Source organism: Bacillus sp. FSL H8-0534 (genome assembly GCF_038005885.1).
GTDB lineage: Bacteria > Bacillota > Bacilli > Bacillales > Bacillaceae_G > Bacillus_A > Bacillus_A pseudomycoides.
The window spans coordinates 4,500,332-4,526,053 of record NZ_JBBOUC010000001.1 but is presented as its reverse complement, the minus strand read 5'-3'; the positions used below and the strand labels follow the sequence as shown (position 1 = coordinate 4,526,053).

The 25,722-nt window shown below is 36.1% G+C and carries 30 protein-coding genes; 11 read left to right on the top strand and 19 right to left on the bottom strand.

Going from position 1 to position 25,722, the window contains the following annotated elements; all coding sequences use genetic code 11:
- Window positions 1-17: 17 nt before the first annotated feature.
- Entirely contained in the window at window positions 18-1,082 is a 1,065-nt protein-coding gene (locus MHH71_RS23145; protein ID WP_006095877.1) for an ABC transporter permease subunit, read from the top strand.
- Between the two features lie 18 nt (window positions 1,083-1,100).
- Here the strand turns inward: MHH71_RS23145 and MHH71_RS23140 are convergent, their stop codons facing one another.
- Window positions 1,101-1,646 (bottom strand): hypothetical protein, encoded by a 546-nt coding sequence (locus MHH71_RS23140; protein ID WP_006095878.1) that lies wholly within the window; start codon window positions 1,644-1,646, stop codon window positions 1,101-1,103.
- Window positions 1,647-1,755: 109 nt separating this feature from the next.
- Complete coding sequence (locus MHH71_RS23135) at window positions 1,756-2,175, bottom strand: MarR family winged helix-turn-helix transcriptional regulator (protein WP_006095879.1); 420 nt, start codon at window positions 2,173-2,175, stop codon at window positions 1,756-1,758.
- A gap of 159 nt (window positions 2,176-2,334) precedes the next feature.
- On the opposite strand from MHH71_RS23135, the gene MHH71_RS23130 reads away from it, so the two are divergent.
- Both MHH71_RS23130 and MHH71_RS23125 read left to right on the top strand, forming a co-directional pair.
- A complete protein-coding gene (locus tag MHH71_RS23130; RefSeq protein ID WP_003200046.1) occupies window positions 2,335-2,997 on the top strand; it encodes an SIMPL domain-containing protein in 663 nt (220 codons plus the stop codon).
- A gap of 136 nt (window positions 2,998-3,133) precedes the next feature.
- Entirely contained in the window at window positions 3,134-4,423 is a 1,290-nt protein-coding gene (locus tag MHH71_RS23125; RefSeq protein ID WP_003200043.1) for an NCS2 family permease, read from the top strand.
- Window positions 4,424-4,455: 32 nt separating this feature from the next.
- Here MHH71_RS23125 and corA read toward each other — a convergent pair whose 3' ends face one another.
- From corA to spoIIM, 9 genes are all read right to left on the bottom strand, one after another.
- Window positions 4,456-5,418, bottom strand: a complete 963-nt coding sequence (gene corA / locus MHH71_RS23120; RefSeq protein ID WP_003208351.1) for a magnesium/cobalt transporter CorA — start codon at window positions 5,416-5,418, stop codon at window positions 4,456-4,458.
- 60 nt (window positions 5,419-5,478) lie between these two features.
- Window positions 5,479-6,783, bottom strand: a complete 1,305-nt coding sequence (locus MHH71_RS23115; RefSeq protein WP_006095880.1) for a pyrimidine-nucleoside phosphorylase — start codon at window positions 6,781-6,783, stop codon at window positions 5,479-5,481.
- A 7-nt stretch (window positions 6,784-6,790) separates the two neighbouring features.
- Window positions 6,791-7,612: a purine-nucleoside phosphorylase gene (locus tag MHH71_RS23110; protein WP_006095881.1), complete on the bottom strand. Its 822-nt coding sequence runs from the start codon at window positions 7,610-7,612 to the stop codon at window positions 6,791-6,793.
- A gap of 13 nt (window positions 7,613-7,625) precedes the next feature.
- Entirely contained in the window at window positions 7,626-8,810 is a 1,185-nt protein-coding gene (gene deoB / locus MHH71_RS23105; RefSeq protein WP_018766097.1) for a phosphopentomutase, read from the bottom strand.
- Window positions 8,811-9,175: 365 nt separating this feature from the next.
- Window positions 9,176-9,916 (bottom strand): FixH family protein, encoded by a 741-nt coding sequence (locus MHH71_RS23100; RefSeq protein ID WP_018780831.1) that lies wholly within the window; start codon window positions 9,914-9,916, stop codon window positions 9,176-9,178.
- A gap of 228 nt (window positions 9,917-10,144) precedes the next feature.
- The gene (gene xerD / locus MHH71_RS23095; RefSeq protein ID WP_003208345.1) at window positions 10,145-11,035 is read right to left on the bottom strand and encodes a site-specific tyrosine recombinase XerD; all 891 of its coding nucleotides are present in this window, start codon (window positions 11,033-11,035) and stop codon (window positions 10,145-10,147) included.
- Window positions 11,036-11,041: 6 nt separating this feature from the next.
- Complete coding sequence (locus MHH71_RS23090) at window positions 11,042-11,272, bottom strand: YqzK family protein (protein ID WP_016116176.1); 231 nt, start codon at window positions 11,270-11,272, stop codon at window positions 11,042-11,044.
- A 105-nt stretch (window positions 11,273-11,377) separates the two neighbouring features.
- Complete coding sequence (fur, locus tag MHH71_RS23085) at window positions 11,378-11,833, bottom strand: ferric iron uptake transcriptional regulator (RefSeq protein ID WP_000392653.1); 456 nt, start codon at window positions 11,831-11,833, stop codon at window positions 11,378-11,380.
- A gap of 107 nt (window positions 11,834-11,940) precedes the next feature.
- The gene (gene spoIIM, locus MHH71_RS23080; protein WP_003208343.1) at window positions 11,941-12,588 is read right to left on the bottom strand and encodes a stage II sporulation protein M; all 648 of its coding nucleotides are present in this window, start codon (window positions 12,586-12,588) and stop codon (window positions 11,941-11,943) included.
- A gap of 124 nt (window positions 12,589-12,712) precedes the next feature.
- Here spoIIM and MHH71_RS23075 point away from each other — a divergent pair, with 124 nt between their 5' ends.
- Window positions 12,713-13,264 carry a GNAT family N-acetyltransferase gene (locus MHH71_RS23075; RefSeq protein ID WP_006095883.1) on the top strand — a complete coding sequence of 184 codons (552 nt, stop codon included), beginning with the start codon at window positions 12,713-12,715 and terminating at the stop codon, window positions 13,262-13,264.
- 22 nt (window positions 13,265-13,286) lie between these two features.
- Here MHH71_RS23075 and MHH71_RS23070 read toward each other — a convergent pair whose 3' ends face one another.
- Window positions 13,287-13,826, bottom strand: a complete 540-nt coding sequence (locus MHH71_RS23070; RefSeq protein WP_003208342.1) for an NUDIX hydrolase — start codon at window positions 13,824-13,826, stop codon at window positions 13,287-13,289.
- A gap of 74 nt (window positions 13,827-13,900) precedes the next feature.
- Here MHH71_RS23070 and mciZ point away from each other — a divergent pair, with 74 nt between their 5' ends.
- Together mciZ and MHH71_RS23060 are read left to right on the top strand one after the other, a co-directional pair.
- Window positions 13,901-14,029, top strand: a complete 129-nt coding sequence (gene mciZ, locus MHH71_RS23065) for a Z-ring formation inhibitor MciZ (RefSeq protein ID WP_006095884.1) — start codon at window positions 13,901-13,903, stop codon at window positions 14,027-14,029.
- A 53-nt stretch (window positions 14,030-14,082) separates the two neighbouring features.
- A complete protein-coding gene (locus MHH71_RS23060; RefSeq protein WP_006095885.1) occupies window positions 14,083-14,997 on the top strand; it encodes an aldo/keto reductase in 915 nt (304 codons plus the stop codon).
- 30 nt (window positions 14,998-15,027) lie between these two features.
- On the opposite strand, the gene MHH71_RS23055 is transcribed toward MHH71_RS23060, so the two are convergent.
- From MHH71_RS23055 to MHH71_RS23040, 4 genes are all read right to left on the bottom strand, one after another.
- On the bottom strand, window positions 15,028-15,855 hold the full coding sequence (locus MHH71_RS23055; RefSeq protein WP_003208340.1) for an aldo/keto reductase: 828 nt from the start codon (window positions 15,853-15,855) through the stop codon (window positions 15,028-15,030).
- A gap of 151 nt (window positions 15,856-16,006) precedes the next feature.
- Window positions 16,007-16,510 carry a DNA topology modulation protein gene (locus MHH71_RS23050; protein WP_006095886.1) on the bottom strand — a complete coding sequence of 168 codons (504 nt, stop codon included), beginning with the start codon at window positions 16,508-16,510 and terminating at the stop codon, window positions 16,007-16,009.
- A gap of 33 nt (window positions 16,511-16,543) precedes the next feature.
- Window positions 16,544-17,068, bottom strand: a complete 525-nt coding sequence (locus MHH71_RS23045; protein WP_006095887.1) for a GrpB family protein — start codon at window positions 17,066-17,068, stop codon at window positions 16,544-16,546.
- Between the two features lie 68 nt (window positions 17,069-17,136).
- Complete coding sequence (locus MHH71_RS23040) at window positions 17,137-17,400, bottom strand: YqkE family protein (protein WP_003208337.1); 264 nt, start codon at window positions 17,398-17,400, stop codon at window positions 17,137-17,139.
- A gap of 231 nt (window positions 17,401-17,631) precedes the next feature.
- Between MHH71_RS23040 and MHH71_RS23035 the strand changes: the two genes are divergently transcribed.
- Window positions 17,632-19,221, top strand: a complete 1,590-nt coding sequence (locus MHH71_RS23035) for a bifunctional metallophosphatase/5'-nucleotidase (RefSeq protein WP_006095888.1) — start codon at window positions 17,632-17,634, stop codon at window positions 19,219-19,221.
- A 242-nt stretch (window positions 19,222-19,463) separates the two neighbouring features.
- Window positions 19,464-19,907 (top strand): ferritin-like domain-containing protein, encoded by a 444-nt coding sequence (locus MHH71_RS23030; RefSeq protein WP_006095889.1) that lies wholly within the window; start codon window positions 19,464-19,466, stop codon window positions 19,905-19,907.
- Between the two features lie 154 nt (window positions 19,908-20,061).
- Here MHH71_RS23030 and MHH71_RS23025 read toward each other — a convergent pair whose 3' ends face one another.
- Window positions 20,062-20,538: a ribbon-helix-helix domain-containing protein gene (locus MHH71_RS23025; protein ID WP_006095890.1), complete on the bottom strand. Its 477-nt coding sequence runs from the start codon at window positions 20,536-20,538 to the stop codon at window positions 20,062-20,064.
- A 133-nt stretch (window positions 20,539-20,671) separates the two neighbouring features.
- Between MHH71_RS23025 and MHH71_RS23020 the strand changes: the two genes are divergently transcribed.
- Both MHH71_RS23020 and MHH71_RS23015 read left to right on the top strand, forming a co-directional pair.
- The gene (locus MHH71_RS23020) at window positions 20,672-21,670 is read left to right on the top strand and encodes an alpha/beta fold hydrolase (protein WP_033799086.1); all 999 of its coding nucleotides are present in this window, start codon (window positions 20,672-20,674) and stop codon (window positions 21,668-21,670) included.
- Window positions 21,671-21,802: 132 nt separating this feature from the next.
- Window positions 21,803-23,122, top strand: coding sequence for a Na+/H+ antiporter family protein (locus MHH71_RS23015; RefSeq protein WP_006095892.1), 1,320 nt, complete (start codon window positions 21,803-21,805; stop codon window positions 23,120-23,122).
- Between the two features lie 27 nt (window positions 23,123-23,149).
- On the opposite strand, the gene MHH71_RS23010 is transcribed toward MHH71_RS23015, so the two are convergent.
- Together MHH71_RS23010 and MHH71_RS23005 are read right to left on the bottom strand one after the other, a co-directional pair.
- Entirely contained in the window at window positions 23,150-24,088 is a 939-nt protein-coding gene (locus MHH71_RS23010; protein ID WP_006095893.1) for a LacI family DNA-binding transcriptional regulator, read from the bottom strand.
- 147 nt (window positions 24,089-24,235) lie between these two features.
- Window positions 24,236-24,715: a GNAT family N-acetyltransferase gene (locus tag MHH71_RS23005; protein ID WP_018766107.1), complete on the bottom strand. Its 480-nt coding sequence runs from the start codon at window positions 24,713-24,715 to the stop codon at window positions 24,236-24,238.
- A gap of 83 nt (window positions 24,716-24,798) precedes the next feature.
- On the opposite strand from MHH71_RS23005, the gene MHH71_RS23000 reads away from it, so the two are divergent.
- Window positions 24,799-25,722, top strand: a complete 924-nt coding sequence (locus MHH71_RS23000) for an alpha/beta hydrolase (RefSeq protein ID WP_033799704.1) — start codon at window positions 24,799-24,801, stop codon at window positions 25,720-25,722.

Sequence of the window (25,722 nt, the reverse complement as noted above, 5' to 3'; positions counted from 1 at the left end):
TGAATTGAGGTAAATATATGTTTCATAAAGCTTTATGGATACAGAATTATAAACAAGGAAAATATGTAATTTGGCTCTTTTGGCTAAGCACTTTATACGTCTTACCATATAAATATTACACGGACGCTCAGCATATGGCTGAATATTTACGCAAAACAACAGATACTTATTACGGGTATTTTTTACAAGGAGCTGGCATACTATTCCCAGCTCTTCTATTAATGGGATTAGCTATTCTATTAATAGGACGGGAACGCAATAATCAAAGCATTGACTTCTTATGGTCTATGCCATTTAAACGTTCACATCTATTTTTGTCGAAATGGTTACTAGGTATCGTTCATATTGTGGGCGCACTGAGCCTCAGTTGGCTTTTTATGTATATCATCTATAGGAATACGATACATGCTCAGTATCAATCCTTTTCACCTTTTCATTTGTACTTTGTATATACAATCATTACGCTTATTGCAGTCTATACGTTCACACTCTTTATTGGAACAATTACAGGGAACGTAATCTCACAAGGCGCTTTAAGTTATATTATGATCATTTTACCTTTATACATCTTTAGGCTTACGTTCCCTTTTTTCGCATTACATGTAGATTTATCACAAGAAGAGTACAATTATAATTACAATAAATATGCCCATTATACAGAAAATGTAAGTGTTGTAGCTCCTCTTAATTATTTTCATATTCATTATAACTATGACCCACAAAATGGACCTTTTAAAGATGAATTTGGAGACCTACAGACGGGACCAACTTATCATCACATCCCATCTGTTTGGACATTGTTAAGTCCCGCTATCTATATACTAATTTGTCTTCCGTTAGGATCTTATTTATATACGCGTGCGCCTAATGAGCATAACGGAAAAATATTGTTATACCCAAAACTTCATAAGTATTTCTTAATCTGTACTTCTATTTGCTTCGCACTTCTTGGCGGCGTTGTTTTTACTGATGGCAGTAATTCTTTGCCTCTTTACTATATCTACTTTATAGGCTCTGGCCTACTAACATATGTTACCTTGTACCGACTGTTAAAACAGAAGCTCTCTTTATATGCAAAATAACCTCCTCACCCGAGGAGGTTATTTCACACTCTCTCTTCTTTTCCCATATCCCTTCTCTTCTTTCATTCCAAATCCATCGCCATTCTCTATCATTTGATCTGTCGGTGCTATAATACTTTCAGCAACTTTCCAATCTCCTTGTTCCTGCACAAACACTTGAAGAAAATAATTCATTCCATTTAATTGATATGGATTTTCTTTTTTCACTTCATAACGAACAGCAACGTAATACACTTGAACATTTTTATTTTCAAATTTAGAGACGTATTGAGATAACCTCGGGATGTAATGCGAAGCCTTTTCAAGTGAAAGTTGTTTTACTTTTACGAGAGAAGAATTTGTGACATTGCGCAGTGTATCTTGCTCACGAATATTATTACTATGGTGAAAAAGAATAGTATTCTGCATAGAACGAACCCATAATTTCGAATATAAAACGGGCTGATCACTCGCAATATAGTGCAGTTCTTTTTGAACAACTTGGATTGGTGTTTTTGCATAAATTAATGTGCTAGAGCATATAAAACTTCCAATAATAATTACGAATGAAACGATGTATTTCATTATTTTCCCTCCGATACTTTTTACTTAAAGTATTGGAGTTTCAAAATATTTTTATTCAAAAGAAAAAGGATAGGAAAGCACTTTGCCCCCCTACCCTCATTTATTGTAATTATAGTACGCGACCAAATAGTTCTAATACCATCTCAATCTCTTGATCGCTCCACCCTTTAAATTTTTCTTTATAGTATTCTTTACGTACAGCTTCAAGTTCTTGTGTAACTTCTTTTCCATGTTCTGTAATCTCCAAATACACAATACGACGGTCTGAATCAGAACGTTTTCTTGTTACAAAACCTTTTCTAACTAAACGATCTGTTACTGCTGTAATATGACTGGATGTTACGTTCACTTCACTAGCTATTTGCGAAGCCATTTGTGGGCTTTTCAAAAATAATGCACGCAATACAGAAAATTCATTATATGGCATATGCTCTGAAAAACGTGTATTAATATCATTTTGTAATAAACGTATCATCTTTCGAAATGATGTAGATAAATCTAAAATCAGTGCTTCTCTTTTTTCGCTCACTAGCCTCGACCCTTTTTTATCATATTTACACATATTATAATCTATAAATACCTACATTGTATATGCTTTCTTTCCTTTTGATTCTCAATTATGTAACTTTTTACATACAATTTTCTCTCTCTTTTGTTCATATACATATAGAAAGGATGGTGAGCAAAAATGCAAGTTGGCATGAATCCCTATTCACCCGATATCCGCAATGGAAAACAAGCAACTATTACTGTACAAGGAGAAGGAGTTATAAAAGCGAAACCAAATGTCGTTGTATTAACAATTGGTATTAGAACAGATAATAAAGATGTGAAACAAGCACAGGAGGAAAATGCAATCCAATCTAAACAATTACTTGCTGCACTTAAACAAATCGGTATCGCTGATAAGGATATAGAAACCATTTCCTATACAATTACTCCTCAATATGAATACGTAAACGAAAAAGCATTGTTACAAGGGTACCGAGTAGAGCATTTGTATGAAATTACCGTTTTAAATGTACAAAAAGCTGGGGAAGTATATGATATAGCCGTTACAAATGGAGCAAATGTAGCAAGAGGATTACGCTTCCGCATTTCCCATCCAAACGCTTACTATCAACAAGCACTATTACAAGCAGTCCAGCACGCTCAAGAAAAAGCTCGTACAATTGCGAGTTCGTATAATTTAAATATTAATCCCGTCCCACTTTCACTCGTTGAAGAATCAGCACAAACACCGCGTGAATTTATGTCTCAAGCTACTTTACACGCACAAGCTGCTCCTCCAATTCAATCTGGAGAACTAGAAATCATCTCTAATGTCCGTGCCATTTTCACATATTTATAGCACCAGTTACCTTTTAAGTAAACGTTCTCATTTTATTTATTGTAAAAAGATTATGTTCTGATATAATAAAGGACGGTGAGCTCTTTACAAAAGAGATATCACGGGTGGGAGAGGGATATGAAAAAGAAGGTTTAACATGAAAGGAATACTTGAAAGAACATTTAAATTAGACCTACACCATACATCACCAAAGCAAGAAATATTAGCTGGAGCAACATCATTTTTCACAATTGTTTATATTATGATTGTCAATGCTTCCATTTTATCAGATGCCGGCATTCCACTTGAAGCAGGAATTTTGGCAACTGTTTTTAGTTCATTTGTCGGATGTCTAATGATGGCATTTTGGGCAAATGCACCTGCTATTCTTGTACCAGGTATGGGTGTAAATGCATTCTTCACGTACACAGCTGTGCATACGCTTGGATTAAGTTGGCAAGAAGCATTAGCAGCTGTCTTTATCGCCGGTATTATTTTTGCAATCGCCGCGTTTACACCGATTGCTCGTACGCTTTCATTATCAATTCCAAAGTCATTAAAAGAAGCGATTACTGTCGGCATCGGTTTATTCTTAGCTTTCATTGGTTTGCAAAAAGGCGGTCTTGTCGTTTCGCATCCGAACACTGCTGTTGCATTAGGAAAATTAAGTAGTCCTGTTGTTTTGGCAACACTGCTTACTCTTATTGTGGCACTTGTGTTATTTATTCGTAACGTACGTGGGAACTTTTTATGGACGATTGCAATTGGAACCGGTATTGCATGGCTATTTGGTCTTGTTGATACAAGCCAAGTAGGAAATAGCTCATTTTCATTCGCTAACTACGGGGATGTGTTTGGTGCTATGTCATTTGGGAAACTTTCTTCCTTACCGTTTTGGATTGCAACATTTTCCTTAAGCATGGTGCTTATTTTTGAGAACATGGGACTTTTACACGGATTATTAGAAGATGACCGTAAATTTCCACGTGCTTATCAAGCAAATGCAATTTCAGCAATGACATGTGGTCTATTTGGCACAAGTCCTACCGTTTCAACAGTAGAAAGTGCCGCAGGTATTACAGCAGGCGGTAAAACAGGTCTGACGTCTATCGTTACAGGGATGTTATTCTTTGCATCACTGTTTGCTCTTCCGTTTGTAAAATTAATTCCTGATAGTGCCATTGCACCAATCTTAATTATTATTGGCGGTCTAATGATTACAAACATTCAGGCAATCCCTCTAAACGACTTTTCAGAAGGATTTCCAGCGTTCTTAATTATCGTTATGATTCCGCTCACATATAGTATCGCTGATGGCATTGCGTTCGGATTTATTGCTTATCCTATTTTGAAGATTGCTCTTGGAAAGCATAAAGAAGTCGCACCGTCTATGTATATCATTACATGCCTATTCTTAGCCATGTTTGTGTTACATGCTATTGGCTAGAAAAAACGCCGGGGAATCCCCTCGGCGTTTTTTCACTTAAACCATCCTTTTTTATAGAACCAGGCCATCATTCCTCCACCAATTAACGCCATAATAACTAAACAAATAAAATAGCTATATTTCCCTGCTAACTCTGGCATATGCGCGAAGTTCATCCCATACACCCCTGCAATAAATGTTAATGGCATGAAGATGGTCGAGAAAACCGTTAATGTTTTCATAATATTGTTCATATGATGCGAATTCAATGAAAAATAGCTATCTCTAATATCAGCTGTTAATTCTCGGCTTGCTTCAATCATTTCAGAAAGCTTTAGTAAATGATCATGTATATCCTTAAAGTAAATTTCATGATCACTTACACCGTAAAACCGAGTTGAATTTAAAATACGATACAAGAGGTCACGCATCGGTATAATTGTACGTCTAAGCTTAGATAAGTCCGTACGAATATCGAATACTTCTTCTAGTACACGCCCTGCTGTATCCCCTGTTAAATTATCATCAATCGCATTTAAATGATCTTCAATATAATAAACAGGTGCAAAGTAGTCATCCACAATTTGGTCAATGATTGTATGTGCTACATGGAGGGGACTCTTCTTGATACGTTTCCTCTCGCCAAGTGTTGTCCACACTCTTTCAATCGCATTATTATGTGAAAAATGGAAAGAGACAATATAACGATCACTAACAAATAGATCGATCTCATGTGGCTCTAATCCATCTTCTCCAAATGCATGGAGAACTAAAAAGTTATATCCATCATAGAAATCCACTTTTGGTCTCTGTACATATTCTACACAATCTTCAATCGCAAGGGGATGGAACTTAAAATGTTTTTGTAAAATGTATGTATACTCTTCTTTTGTTGGCTTATATAAATCAAGCCAATACCATGCGATATCTTCTCGTCCTGTTTCTTCTAACGAAACATCGTATAATACTTCATCTTCTTTCGTTACTGCACAAATTTTAATCATAATTTCACCCATTATTATTATAAACAAAAAACAGTAAAAAAAGCCAAGGAGAAGGCTCCTTAGCTTTTTAGCTTATTTCGTTACAATGCCATGCACGAGTTTCGGTGCATCAACATGGTCTTTCGCAATTTTCATGTTCTCATAAATTTTCGCTTTTACATCTTCTACATTTTCGCGATTCGCGTAAATCGTAACAAGTGAGTCACCTTTTTTCACGCTATCGCCCACTTTTTTGCGAAGCATAAGTCCAACAGCTAAATCAATCTCAGATTCTTTCGTTGCACGGCCTGCCCCTAAAAGCATTGCTGCTGTTCCAATTTCATCTGCAACAATTTCAGATACGTATCCATCTTCTTTTGCCTCTACTTCAATTTTAAATTGTGCTTGTGGCAGTTTAGAAGGATCATCAACAACAGAAGCATCCCCGCCTTGCGCTGCCAGGAACGTTTTAAACGCTTCTAACGCTTTTCCATTGTTCATTACTTCGATTAGTTTTTCACGCGCATCTTCTAAAGAAGAAGCTTTTCCAGCAAGGTATACCATTTGACTTCCAAGTGTTAAACATAACTCTTCTAAGTCTTTTGGTCCTTTACCTTGTAATGTATCAATTGCCTCTTGTACTTCTAATGCATTACCAATTGCCTCGCCAAGCGGTTGGCTCATATCAGAAATAACTGCCATCGTTTTACGACCAACATTATTACCAATACGTACCATTGCTTCTGCTAAACGTTTTGCATCTTCATCCGTTTTCATAAATGCACCTGCACCTGTTTTTACATCAAGTACAATTGCATCTGCACCAGCAGCAATTTTTTTACTCATAATAGAGCTCGCAATAAGAGGGATCGAGTTTACTGTCGCTGTTACATCACGAAGTGCATATAACTTTTTATCAGCAGGTGTTAAGTTTCCACTTTGTCCGATAACTGCAATTTTATTTTCATTTACAAGACGAATAAATTCATCATTTTCAATTTCCACATGGAATCCTGGTACTGCTTCTAATTTATCGATTGTACCACCTGTATGCCCTAATCCTCGACCAGACATTTTAGCAACTGGTACATCTAAAGCAGCCACTAATGGACCTAATACAAGCGTAGTTGTATCACCAACACCGCCCGTTGAATGCTTATCTACTTTTACTCCTTCAATCGCTGATAAGTCAATTGTATCGCCGCTATTCACCATTGCCATCGTTAAATCGGCACGCTCTTGATCATCCATATCTTGGAAGAAAATTACCATTGCGAATGAGCTCATTTGATAATCTGGAATGTCACCATTTGTATAGCCTTCTACAATAAATTTCACTTCTTCTGTTGTTAATGCATGTCCATCACGTTTTTTGGCAATTAGGTCCACCATTCTCATTGTAAACTCACCCCTTCATTTGTTTTACAATTGCTTTTACTAATGCTAAGAAATTAGATTTCACACGTTCTGTCGTTTCAATTACTTCATCATGATGAAGTGGCTGATCTAAAATACCAGCTGCCATGTTTGAAATACAAGAAATTCCAAGTACTTTCATACCAGCATGGCGCGCTACAATAACTTCCGGTACAGTAGACATACCAACTGCATCTCCGCCAAGTGTACGAAGCATACGAATTTCAGCAGGTGTTTCGTATACAGGACCTGTCATTCCAACGTATACACCTTCTTGCACTTTAATATTTAAGTCTTCCGCAACTTGTTTTGCCATTTCGCGAAGCTCTTCCGTATACGATGTAGACATATCAGGGAAACGTACGCCCATTTCAGCATCATTTGGTCCGATTAATGGATTCGTACCCATGAAGTTAATATGGTCTGAAATTAACATAAGATCGCCTGGTTCAAATGATGTATTTACACCACCAGCTGCGTTTGTTACAACAACTGTTTCTACACCTAGTTCCTTCATAACACGAACTGGGAATGTTACTTTTTGCATGTCATATCCTTCGTAGAAATGGAAACGTCCTTGCATCGCAACTACAGTAACACCTTGAAGTGTACCAAATACAAGCTGCCCTGCATGACCTTCTACAGTTGATACTGGAAATTCAGGAATTTCGCTGTATGGTACTGTTACAGCATTTTCGATTTCATCTGCTAAGACACCTAGTCCAGATCCAAGGATAAGTCCTACTTGTGGTGTTTCTTGGAATTTCTCTTTTAAGTATGAAGCTGATTTTGTAATAAGTTCACGATTCATTATGTTGTCCCCCTTATTTCTTTAAGTTGTTTAAGAAACTTGTTCCGTATTCTGGCATTTTCACACCGAAGTTTTCTGCTACAGTCGCACCAATATCAGCAAATGTTTGGCGAAGTGTTAATTCTTGTCCGCCGTCTTTCATGCTTGGGCTATATGCTAGTAATGGTACGTATTCACGTGTATGGTCAGTACCATGATGAATTGGATCATTACCATGATCTGCTGTAATGATTAATAAATCATCTTCTTTTAGTTTTTCAAATACTTCTGGAAGACGTGCATCATATTCTTGCAATGCTTCTCCGTATCCTTGAGGATCACGACGATGACCGAACATCGCATCAAAATCAACTAAATTCAAGAAGCTAAGACCTGTAAAGTCCATATTCAATGTATCTACAAGCTTATCCATTCCATCCATATTAGATTTTGTACGAAGAGATTCAGTTACGCCTTCCCCATCGTAAATATCAGAAATTTTACCAATTGCAATTACGTCATAATTGCTATCTTTTAGTTCGTTCATTACTGTACGACCAAATGGTTTTAATGCATAGTCATGACGGTTTGGTGTACGTGTGAAGTTTCCTGGTTCTCCAACGAATGGACGAGCAATAACGCGGCCCACCATATATTTTTCGTCCAGTGTTAACTCACGTGCAATTTTACAAATGTTATATAGCTCTTCAAGTGGTACTACTTCTTCATGAGCTGCGATTTGTAATACGCTATCAGCAGAAGTATACACGATCAAAGAACCTGTCTCCATTTGCTCTTGACCAAGTTCATCAAGAATCTCTGTTCCAGAAGCAGGTTTATTACCGATGATTTTGCGCCCTGTTTTTGCTTCTAACTCATCAAGTAACTCTTTTGGGAATCCTTCCGGGAACACTTGGAATGGTTTATCGATGTAAAGACCCATGATTTCCCAGTGGCCTGTCATTGTATCTTTACCAGTAGATTTTTCTTGCATTTTTGTATAGTAACCAAGTGGCTTCTCTACTTTAGAAATCCCTTTCATTTCACGAATATTACCAAGGCCTAATTTCACCATGTTTGGCATTTGTAATCCATTCATATGTTCAGCAATATGACCGATTGTATCAGAACCTACATCACCAAACTTTTCAGCATCTGGAGCTTCTCCGATTCCTACAGAGTCCATTACGACTAGGAAAATACGTTTATATTTATTCATAACTGCAACCTCCTATATGTTCAGTTCTACTTCTTGTAGTATGTTCAAAACGTTGTAAAGTGAAACTGTTATCAGTAAGAATTCTCTCGTTTCCCCACTAACTAAAACACTTGTTCAAGCCATTCTCCAACCCGCTTCGCTCTATTTTCAAACGAAGCAAAAAACTTTCCTGTTTTTTCTAAGTCAGATGTCAGACATCTCATACTGATATCATAACATGTTTACGCTTTCTTTTTAATACATTTTCGTAGAAATTCTTATTTTTGTCACACTTTCTATTGTAATCCATTCTGCACAGAAGTGCTAATGAAATTATGATATATTTCATTAACCTAAAGAAAAAAGCAGCTCTAAAGAGCCGCTCCTTATTTTACCTCTACTGTTTCTTCCTTATGTTCGTGAAGTTCACCTTTTCTCACATGAACCTTCACTTTATAAGCACCTGCGTCTTTAAACGTATGTTTGCTTTCATACTCGCCTTTATTACCTTCTTTTGCTGGAATAAACTCATGTTTTTCCACGCCGTCTTTCCAAATTTCAAGTTGTACTTCAGCTCCAGTTAATGCTTCTTCCTTTTGTTTCAAATGAACTTTCATTGTTGATTCAGCATTTGCTTTTACATCGCCAGCCATAAGGTGAATCATCGTATCACTCTTATGATTGCCATGTCCTGCCTCATGACCACCATTTTCTTTCTTCGTATCCTCAACTTTTGCATTTCCTACAGCAATTTTTTCTTCTGGCATAACATGCATTTCACGTGCATTTGTATGTGCAATAACATGATACACGCCGTCAGATGGGAATGTCTTCTCTACCGCATAAACACCTTTCCCTTTATGCTTACCGTTTAACATTTCATGTTTTTCTTCGCCATCTTTCCAAATTTCAAACTTCACATCGTCAGCATCCGTTACTTTTTCTTTCCCTTGCGTAACAAGTGCCTGTACTTCTGTTTTTTCATTTGGCTTAATTTCTTTCGGGTTTGTTTGAACTGCTACTTTAACTTCTTCAAGTTTCTCTTTTTTCGGCGCTTCTTCTTTCTTTGTATTACAACCAGCTAATGCTAGCATCGCAATAAATAACGTAATTATCAGTTTTTTCATTATCATTTCCTCCTTCATACTCTACTTAGTATAGAGGAAAAGACTAGTCGTATTCTAGCCTCCTGCTGAAAACAATATAAGAAATGTTTGTGAAGTTTTTGTGAAGTGCTTTTTTCTACTTATTTTCCATTTTCAAAATGCATTCTATAATTACTAGAATGCGAATCGTCAAAACTACCTAACTCTTACACTCCCGCCTTACATTACAATAAAAAAAGAGCATAATCATTATGCTCTCGGGTGAAACTGTTTATATACATCTTTTAATCTAGCTTTTGAAACATGCGTATAAATTTGTGTTGTTGAAATATCTGCATGTCCCAGCATTTCTTGTACAGCACGCAAATCCGCTCCATTTTCCAATAAGTGTGTCGCAAACGAATGACGCAAAGTATGCGGCGTAAGCTCTTTTTCTATATTCGCCTCTTTTGCTAGTCGTTTTAAAATTTTCCAAAAACCTTGGCGTGATAAGCGGTTGCCATGATGGTTCAAAAAAAGTGCATCTACTGTTTTTTTGCCCATCAATTCTTTTCTTCCCTTTTCAATATAGCGCTGAATTGCTTCCGTTGCTAAGCTTCCAAGCGGAATGATTCTTTCTTTATTCCCTTTTCCGACGCAGCGAACAAATCCCATTGTCAAATGAACATCCTCTAAATTTAGTGCAATTAATTCGGAAACACGTAGTCCTGTTGCATACAATAACTCTAGCATAGCCTTATCGCGAATACCGAATGCACTTGTCTCTTTTGGCGTTTGAAGCAATGCCTCTACCTCACTCACTGACAATACTTTCGGTAATTTCCGCTCACCTTGAGGTGTTTCAATATGTACAGATGGATCATGTTCTACCACTCGTTCACGAAGTAAAAACTGATGAAACGAACGAATAGAGGCAATGTGGCGTGCCAACGTTTTTGATGATTTTCCGTTCTCTTTTAAATACTGCAAAAAATTCACAATGTGTATCCTTGTCACTTCGTGAAATGTTTTGATTTGCTCGACATGTTGTAAATACTTCACATAACTTTTCAAATCACGCTCATAGGATACAACTGTATTTTTAGCTAACCCTTTTTCAACAATCATATAATGAATAAAATCTTTTAATTGATCTTCCAATCTGCACTACTCCCCATTTTCATAGAAAAAAATCATTCTATTTACGAAAGCATCTTTTGCTGGTTCCTCATTCCCTGATACTTTTTCTACTGTCTCTTCTTTTGGTTTTTCATAACGATGATAACTTTCATATTCTTCATTTATCCATAGTATAGCGAAATAAAACAAAATCGTACAACCTGTAAATAATAAAAATACTTTCATCCCATCAAAAGTTAATTTTAAAGCTCGGCGCATTGTAAACTCCTCCAAAATATATGTTATTACAACATATGCCAAGCTTTCTGCGATTTATACCTAAATTCAAATAAAAAAACCTCTTCCTAGCTAAATAGGAAAAGGTTATTTTTCATCCGTTTCATTTTCTTGACAATTTTTACAAATCCCATGGAAAGTTAAACGATGGTCTTTTACCTTAAAGCTCCAGTCTCGTTCTACTTTTTTCTCCACTTCACCAAGTAAATCCTCTTGAATTTCTTGTACAGCACCGCATTGTGTACAAATTAAATGATGATGGAAACGCTGTGCACCTTCTTGACGTAAGTCATAGCGTGAAACACCGTCTCCGAAGTTAATTTTATCAACAACTTTTAACTCAGATAATAACTCTAAAGTTCGATAGACGGTTGCTAGTCCGATCTCTGGCGACTTTTCTTTTACAAGGAGGTAAACATCTTCTGCGCTTAAATGATCTTCTTCATTTTCTAGCAGCACACGAACCGTTGCTTCACGTTGTGGTGTTAACTTATAGCTCGCTGCATGCAATTGCTTCTTAATTCGTTCAATTCTCTCTTCCATTCGGTACTACTCCCTCCTCGCCACTCTTACACCATTATATCAGAAGAAGGGCTTCTGTCAAAAGAAAAAACAATCAAAATAACTTGATAATTATTCTCAAGTAGTATTTATTTTTTATTAATAGACTCCACGACTTCTTTCATTAAAACTGGTGAAGCATACGCTTCAATACTAGAGGCAATTGCTAATATCACTCCAATGATTAGAAAAAAGCAAGTGTAACGTATTAACATCGGCAATAGCGGCTCGTTGATTTTTCGAATAAATTGATGCCTAATCATACGTAAAGAAAAACTTGCAGCAACTGTCGTCATTACAAGAAACGCTGGAATGATAATTAAATTTTGTGGCAACACGGATACAAATGCTAATAACAATCCATTCCAACCGTGCTGACTCACTAAAAAACCTACTGTAAACCCAACAACTACCCCTTTTAAAAATAATAAAATAAAGATCAGTGGTAATCCAATAATTGAAATACCTAACAGCCAAATAAATCCAATATATTTTAATTGTGAAAAGTAACTTTCTCGAAACATTTCACTCGCAATTGCAAATTCACCTTTGGAAACTTGTCCAAAAAATCGGTTCAAATAAAAAGATAAATCTTGCTTTTGATTCACCTGCAAACTATTTACAAGAATTGCCCCAAATACTACTCCCATCAATAATAAAACGGAAACAAATATGTAAAGCGAAGAATTCTCTTGGATATGAGAAATTACACGATTTTGCCAAGTTTTTCGTAACATTTTTCTTCCCTCCGTTCACACTCTTACTAAAATGTATGAAAGAAAGAAAAAAGTATGACGAATTAACATTGAAATTCCGCTCTACTTTGCTAAACTTAAAAGTAGAGAATAGGAGGGATTTTGCTTGAAACCATTATTATTAGATTTTCCAACATTATTTCAAACTGAGCGCCTACAAGTACGCAAACCATTCCCAGGTGATGGAACAGAGGTGTATGAAGCAATTCAAGCTTCTGTAGAAGACTTACAACCTTGGATGTCCATTACATCTGAAACAGAAGAAAGTGCTGAGGAAATAGTTCGGGAAGCTCATGGACAATTTTTACTTCGTGAAACATTAGCTTTTCACTTATATGATAAAGTATCTGGTACGTTTATTGGAGCTCTTACCCTTCATCCAGAAAACTGGGATATTCCAAAATTTTCACTTCGTTTCTGGTTACATAGCACTTATACAAAACAAGGTTATATGACAGAAGCAGTAAAAGGCGCTGTCCAGTTTGCTTTTGATAAACTTGGTGCGAGACGACTTGAAATTCGCTGTGATGCTACAAATGTAAATGCATGTGCCTTAGCAGAACGTCTTGAATTTATTTTAGAAGGTACACTAGAAAACGACTTTCTTGCTCCAGACGGTAGCTTACGTGACACACGCGTATACGCCAAAATTAATTAAAACACTCGCCTTGGGCGAGTGTTTATTTTTGTAATTGCAAGTATTGCACAGCGAACATAGTCTTTGCATCATGGATACGTTGATTTTTCATAAGTTCAACTGCTTCTTCTAATGAAACTTCCATTAATTCCACAAACTCATCTTCATCTAAAGCTGCTTTATTTTCCTTTTTCTTCAATCCAGTTGCTTTGTATACATATAGAATTTCATCCGCAAAACCAGGTGATGTATAGAAAGATGTAACAAATTCCATTTTGTCACATACATACCCTGTCTCTTCTTCTAATTCACGAGCCGCTGTTACCTCTGGCTTTTCTCCAGGCTCTAATTTTCCAGCAGGAATTTCTACAATCTCTTTTTCTAATGCTTTACGGTACTGCTCAACAAGCACGATTTTCTTTTCATCTGTCACAGCAATTATAGCAACCGCACCAGGATGATTGACAATCTCACGTTTACTCACTTCTCCATTTGGCAATACTACATCATCAACACGAACTTTAATAACTTTCCCATCAAAAATTGGTTCGGTTGCAATCGTTCTCTCTGCAAGATTACTCACAATATTTCATCTCCCTATTCTATTTCCTACTTGTTCTTCATACATTTTACCACACTGAAAGGAGCGTGATAAAAATGAAAGTATATATTTTACCAAATCGTATCACGTTGGTCGGAAAGGCTTGGCAAATTCGGCATCAGCTAAAGCAATACGGAAAAGAGTATGAAACTGTAAAAGAATGGATTACAGCAAACGAAAAGTAAACATTTGTCAACCTTCTTCTGCTTTCGTACAATACAAGTAAGGAGGTTGGCCTATGAAAAAACGTCAATTAGGAAACTCAGATTTATATGTTACTGAAATGGGACTCGGTTGTATGTCCCTTGGCACCAATGAACATGAAGCGATCCGCATCATCCATGAAGCAATGGATTTAGGAATTAATTTTTTTGATACAGCAGACTTATACAATTATGGATTAAATGAAGAATTTGTTGGAAAAGCTCTTAAGGGAAAACGCGATCAAATTGTTCTTACAACGAAAGTAGGAAACCGCTGGATTGAGGAGAAAAACGGCTGGTCTTGGGACCCTTCTAAAGCTTATATAAAAGCAGAGGTAAAAGAAAGTTTACGCCGCCTGCAAACGGATTATATTGATTTATATCAACTTCACGGCGGTACAATCGAAGATCCTATCGATGAAACAATAGAAGCATTTGAAGAATTAAAACAAGAAGGTGTGATTCGTCATTACGGAATTTCTTCTATCCGTCCAAACGTCATTCGTGAATATGCAAAACGTTCTAATATCGTTAGTGTATTGATGGAATATAGTCTTTTAAATCGCCAGCCTGAAGAATGGTTTCCACTACTTCAGGAGCATCAAATTAGCATCATTGCACGAGGACCACTTGCGAAAGGATTGTTAACTGATAACAATGAAAGAAAGATAGAAAAAGTGAAAGAAAAAGATTATCTTTCTTATTCTTATGATGAGTTAATAAAAACATTAACTACTGTAAAAGAAATTACAAAGGAACGTTCGTTAACTGAAACAGCTCTTCAATATTGTTTACATGACCCGATTGTGGCAGCTGTTATTCCTGGCGCTAGCTCCATCCAGCAACTACAAGAAAATGTACAAGCTAACAATCAATCTCCATTAACAACTGAAGAATATAAACAAATTCAAGCAGCTGTTAAATGCGATACATACACATTACACCGATAAAAAATGCTACCGTAATCGGTAGCGTTTTTTTTACATCGTATCGTATTTATCAGGATTTGTTCCAACATGTAAATTGCGATCAAGCGTATCAATTTGTTTGATTTCTTCTTCTGTTAATGAAAAATCAAAAATAGTAAAGTTCTCTTGAATACGCGATGGTGTAACAGATTTAGGGATTGTTACAATGCCACTTTGAATATCCCAGCGTAAAATAATTTGAGCAGGCGTTTTTTCATACTTTTTAGCAATTTCTTGAATAATCGGATGTTGAAATACTTCGCCGCCTCTCATTAACGGGCTCCATGCTTCCATTTGAATTTGTTCATTTTGACAAAAATCACGTAATTCAAACTGTGCAAGCATCGGATGAAGCTCTACTTGGTTCACCATCGGCTTCACATTACAATTTGGCAACAACTGTTCTAAATGGTGCTGATGAAAATTTGAAACACCAATTGCACGTACTTTTCCTTCTTCATATAATTTCTCAAGGGCACGATATGTATCTATGTATTTCCCTCTTATTGGCCAGTGAATCAAATATAAATCCACATAATCCATTTGTAATTCCTTCAAACTTTTGTCAAATGCTTGAAGTGTTGCTTCATAGCCTTGATCGTCATTCCATACTTTTGTCGTAATAAACAATTCTTCACGTGCGATTCCTGATTCACGAATCGCTTCTCCGACACCGCTTTCATTTTCATATACAGTCGCTGTATCAATAGAGCGATATCCAACTTCTAAAGCTGTTTTTACCGCTTGCTTTACTTCTTCTCCCTCTTTTGCTTTATATACACCTAAACCAAGCATCGGCATTTTCACGCCATTATGAAGTGTAGTTGTTGGAATATACATGGGCCGTTCCTCCTTCTTCTCTCCTGCGAATTCTATAGACAGGATACCGCTAAATTTTATAACCGTCACTTTATTTGAACAAGATTCTTGAAAAAAGTCAAAAAATATATACAGTTAACATAATAATTTTATTAAATAAGACTGTTTCATCTTATAGCTTTTGTAAAAACTCCTCTATTTCAGCTGAAGATTTGAAAATAACAATATTTTTCTCAGCAGATACAGCTTGTATTTTCCCAAAAATAGCAGGTCGTTTCACTTTTGGATACGTCCATACCCACTTCAAGAACTCAAAATCTAATTGTTCTTCACACCCTTCTCCCATATCAGGGCGCGTTTTATTATGATATTGTATCCTTCTTTTTATTACGCGATATAAACATTGTATTCTTGGCAAATCAATAAAGATAATGGTATCAGCTGCCTCTAATCGTATATCCATTGTAAATCCATAGTTTCCATCGATAATCCAAGCTTCCTGCGTTACTAATTCTTTTTGTACCTGTATTTGTTCTTCGCGACTTGCTAGCACCCAATCTTTTTTCCAATAGAGTGCATCAAGATGAAATACTGGAAGTTGTAGTATCTCCCCTAATCGCCGTGAAAAAGTTGATTTTCCAGCTCCCCCAGAACCAATAATCATAATCTTTCTCATCTCTTCTCTCCCCTTGCAAAAAATAACGCAAGCTTACTCGCTTCCGTTATTTTTTCTCCACTCAAGTGCTTTCTCATCAATGTTACGCACGAAGTCATTCTTTCCTTCTGTATATTGATCTCCATCATATGTGAATTTTTCTGCTAAATCTTTTTTCAATGCCGCATATACCTCTGCCTCTTCACAGTGTGCCATCATATAATCGCGAAATGCTAAATGACGTGTAATTTCCGGATTTCCTGTTCCGAAAACATGTAAATGATACGATCGTTTTTCTTCTGTTCCATGAATAAAAAAGCGGCGACCCGGGATACCATTCTCACCTTTTACAATGTAACCAAGTTGTTGAAAACATTCATTCCAATGATCTACGCTCTCAATGTTCTCTACTTCCATAATCATATCAACAATTGGCTTTGCTGCGAGTCCCGGTACTGATGTGCTACCAATGTGATGTACTTTCACATGTTCTGGCATCGCTGCTTTTAACCTCTGTGATTCTATTTGAAATTTCTCACCCCAATGGTTTTCATAAGGAACGACTACAATCTTTCTCATCCCAATTCCCCTTTTCTTATCAAATCGCTAAAAAATCATCAGGACAATTGTACTAATGATTTTTTACATTATTTAAAGTCTTTCCAAGTGAGATTACTTTCACTTAATAATTCTTCAAACGATTTATTCTTTTCACGTTCCTTTTGCTCTTTACGCTTTCTTTCTTGTTCTTCTATTTCTTTTTGCTCCGCTCTTACTTGTAATTCTTTCTTCTTACTTTTCAATTGATTCATTAACGATTTATTCAATTGATCACCAATTGTAATGGAATCTTTCTCTGGCTGATTCATTTGCGTTTGTCTTTGCATTTGTCTCTGTTTCTTTTTCTTCATACTGCTCACCTTTTACTTTTTTCTCCATTATAGGGGAAATACCTTACTCTCGACAATAAAAAAGACCATTCACTTTCGATTTCCCTATTATTTTTATTTTGTAAAGATGTAAAGAGAAAAATAAAATTTCATTAATTTTTATAATAAAAAGAATTTTTATAGCAATAACTCTCTTAATCTATTAAAATTATGTCGTATGATGTCAGATTATAAAAAAGGGAGAGAAAACTCATGTGGAAAAAAGTCATTCCTGCAGCTTTAGTATTAAGTACAATTACTTTTTCAAGTGTATTTGCTGCACCTCCATCTCAAGTACCAGCAGAACAAAATCGCTACATAGACGTACAAATGCTTGGTATTAACGACCTTCACGGTCAACTAGACACTGTAAAGAAAATTAACAACAAAGAAGCCGGGGGAGCTGAATACTTAGCTGCTTATTTACGTGATCGTGAAAAACAAAACCCAAATACACTTATGGTTCATGCTGGCGATATTGTCGGAGCAAGTCCTCCAGTTTCTGCATTATTGCAAGATGAACCTACAATCGAATTTTTAAATGATTTAGGTTTTGATGTTGGAACTATTGGAAATCATGAATTTGACGAAGGTATTAACGAAATGAATCGCCTTATTTACGGTGGGTATCACGAAAAAACAGGGAATTTTAAAGGAGCAAACTTCCCTTATGTTGCTGCAAATTTCTACAATAAATCAACTGGACGCTTATTTCTACCACCATTTACTGTAAAAATGGTACAAGGAGTTCCTGTCGGCTTTATCGGGGTTGTAACAACGGATGTTCCTAACGTTGTTATGCCTACTATGCTAAAAAATGTACAAATTACAGATGAAGTTGAAGCAATTAACACATCCGTAAAACAACTGAAAAAACTAGGTGTTAAATCGATCGTTGTTCTTGCACATAATGGAGGTACAACGGATGATAACGGCGTAACAAATGGCGATATCGTTCGCTTAGCAAATGAGACTGATCCAGAAGTCGATGTCATTTTCGGCGGTCATAGTCACACTTATGTAAATGGAACCGTTAATAACAAACTTGTCGTACAAGCAAATTCTTATGGAATGGCTTTCGCTGATGTCGATGTAAAAATTGATCGTAAAACAAAAGATATTATTGAGAAAAAAGCAGAAGTTGTTACAACCTACCATGAAGGAATAAAACCTGACCAACAAGTGAAAAAGAAAATGGATCAGTATCAAGAAAAAATTGCTCCTCTTGTAAATCAGGTTGTTGGAAAATCTACCGCTCCAATGGATCGTAAACAAAATGCCGCGGGTGAATCCACTCTTGGAAATTTAATTGCTGATGTTCAGCGCTCGACCATGAATACTCAAATTGCCCTCATGAATCCTGGTGGTATTCGCAATGATCTAGATGCTGGCGATATTACATGGGGAGAATTATATGGCATTCAACCATTTGGGAATCAATTGATAAAAGTTAATTTAACTGGTCAAGACATTCGAGATATTTTGAATCAACAGTGGCAAAAAAGTGTAACAAGAATGCTTCAAATTTCAGGTATTCAGTACACTTGGGATGCGAATAAACCAGACGGTGAAAAAGTTACCAATATCCATTTAACAAATGGAGAAGAGCTAGTTGCCTCTAAAACTTACAGCGTTGTTGCAAATGCTTTTCTAGCTTCAGGCGGTGATGGATTTGTATCCTTTAAAAATGGAAAAGATGCCGAAACAGGACCAACTGATTTCGAAGCGTTAGTGGATTATGTAAAACAAGTAAAAGAACCGATTCAACCTATTATTGATGGGAGAATTCAAAAAGTTAATTAACTTTTCTTTTAGATAAATTTATAAAAAAGAGAGAAACTATATTATTAAATTATGATTTTTCAAAAATTAATCTTTATGATAAGAACCCTGTATTCCATTAGAATACAGGGCTTTTTATTGATCTCTATGGAGAAAGGACATGCAATAAAAATTCACTTTCCCCTAAATAACCTTTTAAAGGATATGCACTCAGTATATTGATTTCTCGTAGGATATATGAGCAGACACTGGGAGGTGAACATATGTATTCTTATTCAAATGATTGCAATTTGATATACAGACAAAACGACAAGCTAATTCATGACATTGAAAATGCAATTAACGGAGAGTATAGTGCAATAAATTGCTATGCTAAATTAGCTAATTTAGCTCCACAAGATAATGAACGCAATCAAATACTCGAAATCCGACAAGACGAAATAAAACATTTCCAGCAATTTGTACAAATTTATATTCATTTAACCGGTAAACAACCTCAGCCAAAAATTATTGAACAATGTCCAGATTCTTATGTGAATGGATTAGAATACGCGCTACAAGATGAGCAACGAACAGTCGATTTTTACTTGAAAATTGCAGATGATACTACAGATCAATATATTAAAGAGACATTTCGTAGAACAGCAGCAGATGAACAAAATCACGCCGTTTGGTTCCTATATTATTTTTTAAAAGCTAAAAAATAATAATTGTTTTATACAAAGCAAATGCCTGATCCATGAAGATTTTCTCATCCCCACCCAACTCCTTTACTTTCACTAAAAACTCTAACTATCTACAAATAGCTAGATAAAAACACAGAGGATACATGCTCTTACATTGAACATAGTATCCTTTCTTTCATTTATCCTGATACATTTCATCAGCTTCTTCATATTTCCGCAAAAATTCTATCAACGCTTCTTCTACAATTCTAGATTTATGAATACCTGTTGCATCCGATACAACGTCTAGTTTCTCTAAAATTTCCGTATATATAGAAAAAGTACGTTTTTTCTTCTCATTACTTTTGACTATTTTGGGGATAATAAGTTCCTCTCGTTTTCGCAGTAATTCATAAATTTTTTGCAATTGTTCATAAATCAAAACCTGATAATCTGTTTTGACATATTGAAGCGCAGTAGCTTCTTGAAGATATAAATGGCGGGGCTCTTCTCCCTCTCCAATGAATATTCGTTTCTTCTGTTCACCATCATATTCATATCCAAGCACTCTTAACTTTTTCGACAATGCATATGGGCTCATGTCGAGGCGTTTCGCAATAATAGCAAGTGGTTCACGTTTGTTTAAGCAATCTATAATTTCTCCAACCGTCACTTTCTTCCCCCTCTCCCTGAGCTCTCATAGTTGAAATACAGTCGGCATGTTATGATACAATAATTTCTTAATAGTATATGCAAAATCGTACACCCTTGCGATACATACCATTAGAGAAAAGGAGGTTTTTTATATGCTGTTTCGTAGCCACACTCCACAGTTTTACAACGAATTTAAGAATCCAACTTCAAATAGCGTCGCTACGATAGAAAGCGTGACGATTAACAAGCATCAGCAATCTCTACTCATTCGTGGTCAAGACGTAAATCAACCTATTTTATTATGCTGTCATGGCGGTCCTGGCACGGCACAAATTGGATTCATTCGCCATTTTCAAAAAGATTTAGAAAAGCACTTTATTGTTGTCAATTGGGATCAACGTGGAGCAGGAAAATCTTTTTCTTGGCGGGATATAAAAGCACCTTTCACAATTGAACAATTTGTTTTAGATGCACTTGAAGTAATAAAATACCTTCTTTCTCGCTTCAAAAAACAAAAACTATTTCTCGCTGGACATTCTTGGGGAAGTATTATCGGTCTACAAATTGCAAATCAATATCCAGAATACATCGAAGCCTACATTGGCATCGGTCAGATTGTACATATGAAGCAAAACGAAGAATTGCTCTATCAGCATTTAATTCATTCTGCAAAAAAACATGGACACGAGCGGGCATTGACCTCTCTAACAAAACTAGGAAAACCTCCTTTTCTAGATATGCGGCGTCTTATCATTCAAAGGAAGTGGCTCGGTACATTTGGAGGAGCAGTTCAAAACGGGACTTCGTTTTCTTTCATTCGTAAAGGGCTATTTTCTTCAGAATATACATTGCTAGATTGGGTGAGATTTCTCGCAGGAAATATGAAATCTGGGGCATTATGGGAAGAAATGCTGACAGTAGATTTCTTTTCTTCAATCTCAAAACTTTCCGTACCTGTTTATTTTTGTTCTGGTCGTTTCGACTATCAAACACCTTATGCACTCGTTCAACAATATTGCGATACAATTCAAGCACCCATCAAAAAAATGATTTGGTTCCCAAACTCTGCTCATTCACCAAATTTAGAAGAACCTAAACTGTTTGCAAAGTCTTTATGCTCTATTAAACAAGAGCTATCTTTTCTACACTAGTAATCGTTATACCTTTTACATTTCACAGAAAACATTTTATAATTACATGTTGCAACTTTACTCAAGTTAGTAAGCATTTCTATCCAGAATAAGCTGCACAAACAGAAAAAGATCAGGGAGATTACATTTATTATGAACGCTGTACTCATCGCAGTAGCAGTGATGCTACTGCTTAGTTTATTACGTGTCCAAGTCATTGTCGCTATTATCGTCGGTGCCTTAACAGGTGGACTAATTGGTGGACTTGGAATTTCAGAAACAATCAATACTTTTACTACGGGTCTTGGAAACAGTGCTCCAATCGCTTTAAGTTACGCCATGCTCGGAGGATTTGCTATTTCTCTTTCCAAAACAGGTCTGCCCGACGCTATGATTCATACTGCACTGAACTTAGTTGGTAATGAAAAAGACACACAAAAGCAAACATATTCAAAAATACTCATTTTATTTATTATTTTGGCAATGGCTTGTTTTTCACAAAATGTTATTCCGGTTCATATTGCTTTTATCCCTATTCTAATTCCAGCGCTTTTAAAAGTACTAAATGAACTGAAAGTGGACCGCCGGCTTGTTACATGTATTATTACATTCGGATTAATCACTCCTTACATGTGGGTTCCAGCTGGATTTGGAAAAATTTATCACGATGTACTACAAACAAATGCACAGCAAAGCGGACTTACATTTGATGTAGCGCTTATCCCAAAAGCAATGACAATTCCAGCAATAGGAATGATTATCGGTCTATGTATCGCTGTTTTCATTACATATCGTAAACCACGTACTTATCACACCGAACCTATTCATGCCGCATCTGATGAAGCCGCTCCTTATACAAAAAGAAGCATTTCCTTTGGGTTATTGTCTATTATCGCAACACTAAGTGTGCAGCTAGCAACAGAATCCATGATTTTTGGCGCACTAGCTGGAATCATTGTATTATCCGTTAGTGGTAGCCTTCCTTTAAAAGAAGCTGACGCTATTTTAACAAGTGGTATGCGAATGATGTCATTTATCGGTTTCGTCATGATTTCTGCCGCTGGATTCGGAGCAGTTCTTCGGAAAACAGGGCATGTTGAATCACTTGTTCAGACAAGCGTCAATTTAATTGGAAACAGCAAACCGCTCGCTGCCTTTCTTATGCTTGTTATCGGTCTGCTCGTTACGATGGGAATCGGTTCTTCCTTTTCTACCATTCCGATTTTAACAACCATCTTCGTCCCGCTATGTATCCAACTTGGGTTTAGCCCGATGGCAACCATCGCGATTATCGGTACAGCTGGTGCATTAGGTGATGCTGGTTCTCCAGCATCTGATAGTACACTAGGACCTACCTCAGGTTTAAATGCTGATGGCAGGCATCATCATATATGGGATACGTGTGTCCCAACTTTTCTTCACTACAATATTCCGTTACTTATATTCGGCTTTATTGCTGCTATAACATTATAAAAAAGGTGCGTTTACTAGACGCACCTTTTACTTTGTAGATTCTCGTTCGATTAATATAAACTCTTGCTTCACTTCCTCAAGTTTTACTTGTTCCTTTTTCATTTTCCCTACCAATCTTTGTACAGCTAATACTCCTTGCCTTTCAAAACAACTTCCAATTGTTGTCAAAGACGGCGTAACCCATTCACCTTGTAAACTTCCCTTAAAACCAATGACTTGCAAATGATTCGGTATATGGAGATCAAGAGCATTCGCCGCGCGAATTGTAGCAATTGCAATCGCATCGCTAGCAGCTACTATACCATCTATATAAGGATGCTTCCGTAATAATTCAGCAATTTGACTTTCCTCATCTTGTCCCTTTATTTTTTCTTCTCGATAAGCAATTCCTTCATCCCAAACAGCATCTAAAAAACCAGCAGTGTGCTCTTCCATTGCTTCGTCTTCTATCTTATCCCCAATATAAGCAAGAAAATGACAACCTTTTTCTTTCAATACAGTAACGGCCTTTCTACCACTTTCATAATATGTAGAAATAGATGCTGCCTCTGTTCCGCCCTCAAGTACAACAAATGGAAGGGAAAGTTGCTTCACATGCTCAAATACATCTTTCGTCATAATAACGCCAGCAATATTATTTTGCATTAATATATCTATATATCCTGTTTTATTTTCTGTATTACAAATAACAATTTGATATCCTTCTTTATATGCAGCCTCTTCTACTGAACGAAGTAATGTTATATAGGATGGATCTTCTAAATTTGATACTAATATAGCAATCATTGTCGAAGATTTTTTAAATAACGCCTTCGCTACAGCATTTGGTTTATACTGTAGTTCTTCAATTGCTTGTTTTACTTGTTTTACTGTATCCTCATGAACATACCCTTTTTCATTAATGACTCGTGAAACGGTTGCGACTGAAACACCGGCCAATTTTGCAACATCACGTATGGTTGCCACATCGTCACCCCTTAATATGGTAATAGCTTACAATTTAAACCTAAAACAAAGTAGGCTATTCGTCAAGGTTATTATTTTATATTTCTGAAAATTGTTACATAAAATACTTCTTACATTTTCCATCTTCAACATATATAAAGATGGATTTTATAAATTCATTTTTTCTAGTTGAATTTCATGTAAAATCGCGATGTTATCATAGCCAATAAGCGGAATTTCTCGCTTTATCTTCCTTGCTTCCTTGACCGCATCAATATATAAATTCGTCATCATAAAACCACGTTTCTGATAAAAACGAAGTGCGTTTGTATTATCATTTGTTGTAATAAGCCACACCTTTTTACAACATTGTTTTTTTGCAATATCAATTACGTACTCTACAAGCTTAGTTCCAATTCCCTTGTTCTCCTTAAAGCTATCTAAAGAAACAATCTCACAATCATTTTCTTTTATTTCATATGTAATAATTCCTATTATTCTGTTATCTTCAGTTGCAATAAAACCAGGCAATTGATCTAACTGATGTGCTCTTTCACGTGAAACCATCAACGTGCTTCCCCAATTTTCATGCATAAAAAGTTCAATTGTTTTTCTCATTTCCACTGTGATTTTTTGTATTCGAATCATGTCCCACTCTCTCCCCCTTTTACATCATTATGATACAATATAAGTGTATCATATGCAGAGATATTTGGAGGATGAGGGAAGATATGAAACGTTTTTTTACAGCATTGCTAACCATAATAGGAGCATTAATTGGTATCGGTATTTTCTTTACCAATAAAGTAATGTATTTAAAGAAAAAAACAGAGGAAGAAATTTTAGAACGTGAAACAAAAAAACACTTTCGCTTAGAGGATTTTAACGCCATTCCAAAAGAAGAGGTTCGTATCCCGTCTCAATTTAAATACGACCTTCACGGCTACTACATTTCTGCAGGCAATTCTAATAAATTTATGATTTTTTGCCACGGTGTAACCGTAAATAAAATAAACTCTGTCAAATATGCAAATTTATTTTTAAACAGAGGCTACAATGTATTTATTTATGATCATCGTCGCCATGGTAAAACAGGTGGTAAAACGACAAGTTATGGCTATTACGAAAAATATGATTTAAAGACGGTAGTTGACTGGCTCAAAGACCGTTTTGGTACAAATATTATACTTGGTGTTCATGGAGAATCAATGGGAGCAGCGACATTGCTACAATACGCAGGTATGGTGGAAGACGGTGCTGATTTTTACATTGCAGATTGTCCATTTTCTGACTTCTACGAACAATTACACCATCGCTTAAAAGTCGAGTTTCATTTACCAAAATGGCCACTACTACCATTGGCAAATGCCGTTTTAAAAGTACGAGACGGTTATACAATACGTGAAGTTTCTCCTATCGATTGTGTAAAAAACATAAATAATCCAGTCCTTTTTATTCATAGTAAAGACGATGACTATATTTTATGTGATATGACAAAAGCCCTTTATGAAGCAAAAGAAAATAATAAACAGCTCTTTATTGCAGAACACGGTGCACACGCTTGCTCTTATAACGAAAATAGACAAGAGTATGAGGATGCCGTTGATCAATTCTTAGAAACATATGTAAAAGAAACAAAAAACAGGCTTGCATAA

Coding starts and splice junctions, on each gene's coding strand:
- MHH71_RS23145 (WP_006095877.1), top strand. CDS start 18: ATGTTTCATAAAGCTTTATGGATACAGAATTATAAACAAGGAAAATAT.
- MHH71_RS23140 (WP_006095878.1), bottom strand. CDS start 1,646: ATGAAATACATCGTTTCATTCGTAATTATTATTGGAAGTTTTATATGC.
- MHH71_RS23130 (WP_003200046.1), top strand. CDS start 2,335: ATGCAAGTTGGCATGAATCCCTATTCACCCGATATCCGCAATGGAAAA.
- MHH71_RS23125 (WP_003200043.1), top strand. CDS start 3,134: ATGAAAGGAATACTTGAAAGAACATTTAAATTAGACCTACACCATACA.
- corA (WP_003208351.1), bottom strand. CDS start 5,418: ATGGGTGAAATTATGATTAAAATTTGTGCAGTAACGAAAGAAGATGAA.
- MHH71_RS23115 (WP_006095880.1), bottom strand. CDS start 6,783: ATGAGAATGGTGGACCTAATTGCCAAAAAACGTGATGGACATGCATTA.
- MHH71_RS23110 (WP_006095881.1), bottom strand. CDS start 7,612: ATGAATCGTGAACTTATTACAAAATCAGCTTCATACTTAAAAGAGAAA.
- deoB (WP_018766097.1), bottom strand. CDS start 8,810: ATGAATAAATATAAACGTATTTTCCTAGTCGTAATGGACTCTGTAGGA.
- MHH71_RS23100 (WP_018780831.1), bottom strand. CDS start 9,916: ATGAAAAAACTGATAATTACGTTATTTATTGCGATGCTAGCATTAGCT.
- MHH71_RS23090 (WP_016116176.1), bottom strand. CDS start 11,272: ATGCGCCGAGCTTTAAAATTAACTTTTGATGGGATGAAAGTATTTTTA.
- fur (WP_000392653.1), bottom strand. CDS start 11,833: ATGGAAGAGAGAATTGAACGAATTAAGAAGCAATTGCATGCAGCGAGC.
- spoIIM (WP_003208343.1), bottom strand. CDS start 12,588: ATGTTACGAAAAACTTGGCAAAATCGTGTAATTTCTCATATCCAAGAG.
- mciZ (WP_006095884.1), top strand. CDS start 13,901: ATGAAAGTATATATTTTACCAAATCGTATCACGTTGGTCGGAAAGGCT.
- MHH71_RS23060 (WP_006095885.1), top strand. CDS start 14,083: ATGAAAAAACGTCAATTAGGAAACTCAGATTTATATGTTACTGAAATG.
- MHH71_RS23055 (WP_003208340.1), bottom strand. CDS start 15,855: ATGTATATTCCAACAACTACACTTCATAATGGCGTGAAAATGCCGATG.
- MHH71_RS23050 (WP_006095886.1), bottom strand. CDS start 16,510: ATGAGAAAGATTATGATTATTGGTTCTGGGGGAGCTGGAAAATCAACT.
- MHH71_RS23045 (WP_006095887.1), bottom strand. CDS start 17,068: ATGAGAAAGATTGTAGTCGTTCCTTATGAAAACCATTGGGGTGAGAAA.
- MHH71_RS23040 (WP_003208337.1), bottom strand. CDS start 17,400: ATGAAGAAAAAGAAACAGAGACAAATGCAAAGACAAACGCAAATGAAT.
- MHH71_RS23035 (WP_006095888.1), top strand. CDS start 17,632: ATGTGGAAAAAAGTCATTCCTGCAGCTTTAGTATTAAGTACAATTACT.
- MHH71_RS23030 (WP_006095889.1), top strand. CDS start 19,464: ATGTATTCTTATTCAAATGATTGCAATTTGATATACAGACAAAACGAC.
- MHH71_RS23020 (WP_033799086.1), top strand. CDS start 20,672: ATGCTGTTTCGTAGCCACACTCCACAGTTTTACAACGAATTTAAGAAT.
- MHH71_RS23015 (WP_006095892.1), top strand. CDS start 21,803: ATGAACGCTGTACTCATCGCAGTAGCAGTGATGCTACTGCTTAGTTTA.
- MHH71_RS23005 (WP_018766107.1), bottom strand. CDS start 24,715: ATGATTCGAATACAAAAAATCACAGTGGAAATGAGAAAAACAATTGAA.
- MHH71_RS23000 (WP_033799704.1), top strand. CDS start 24,799: ATGAAACGTTTTTTTACAGCATTGCTAACCATAATAGGAGCATTAATT.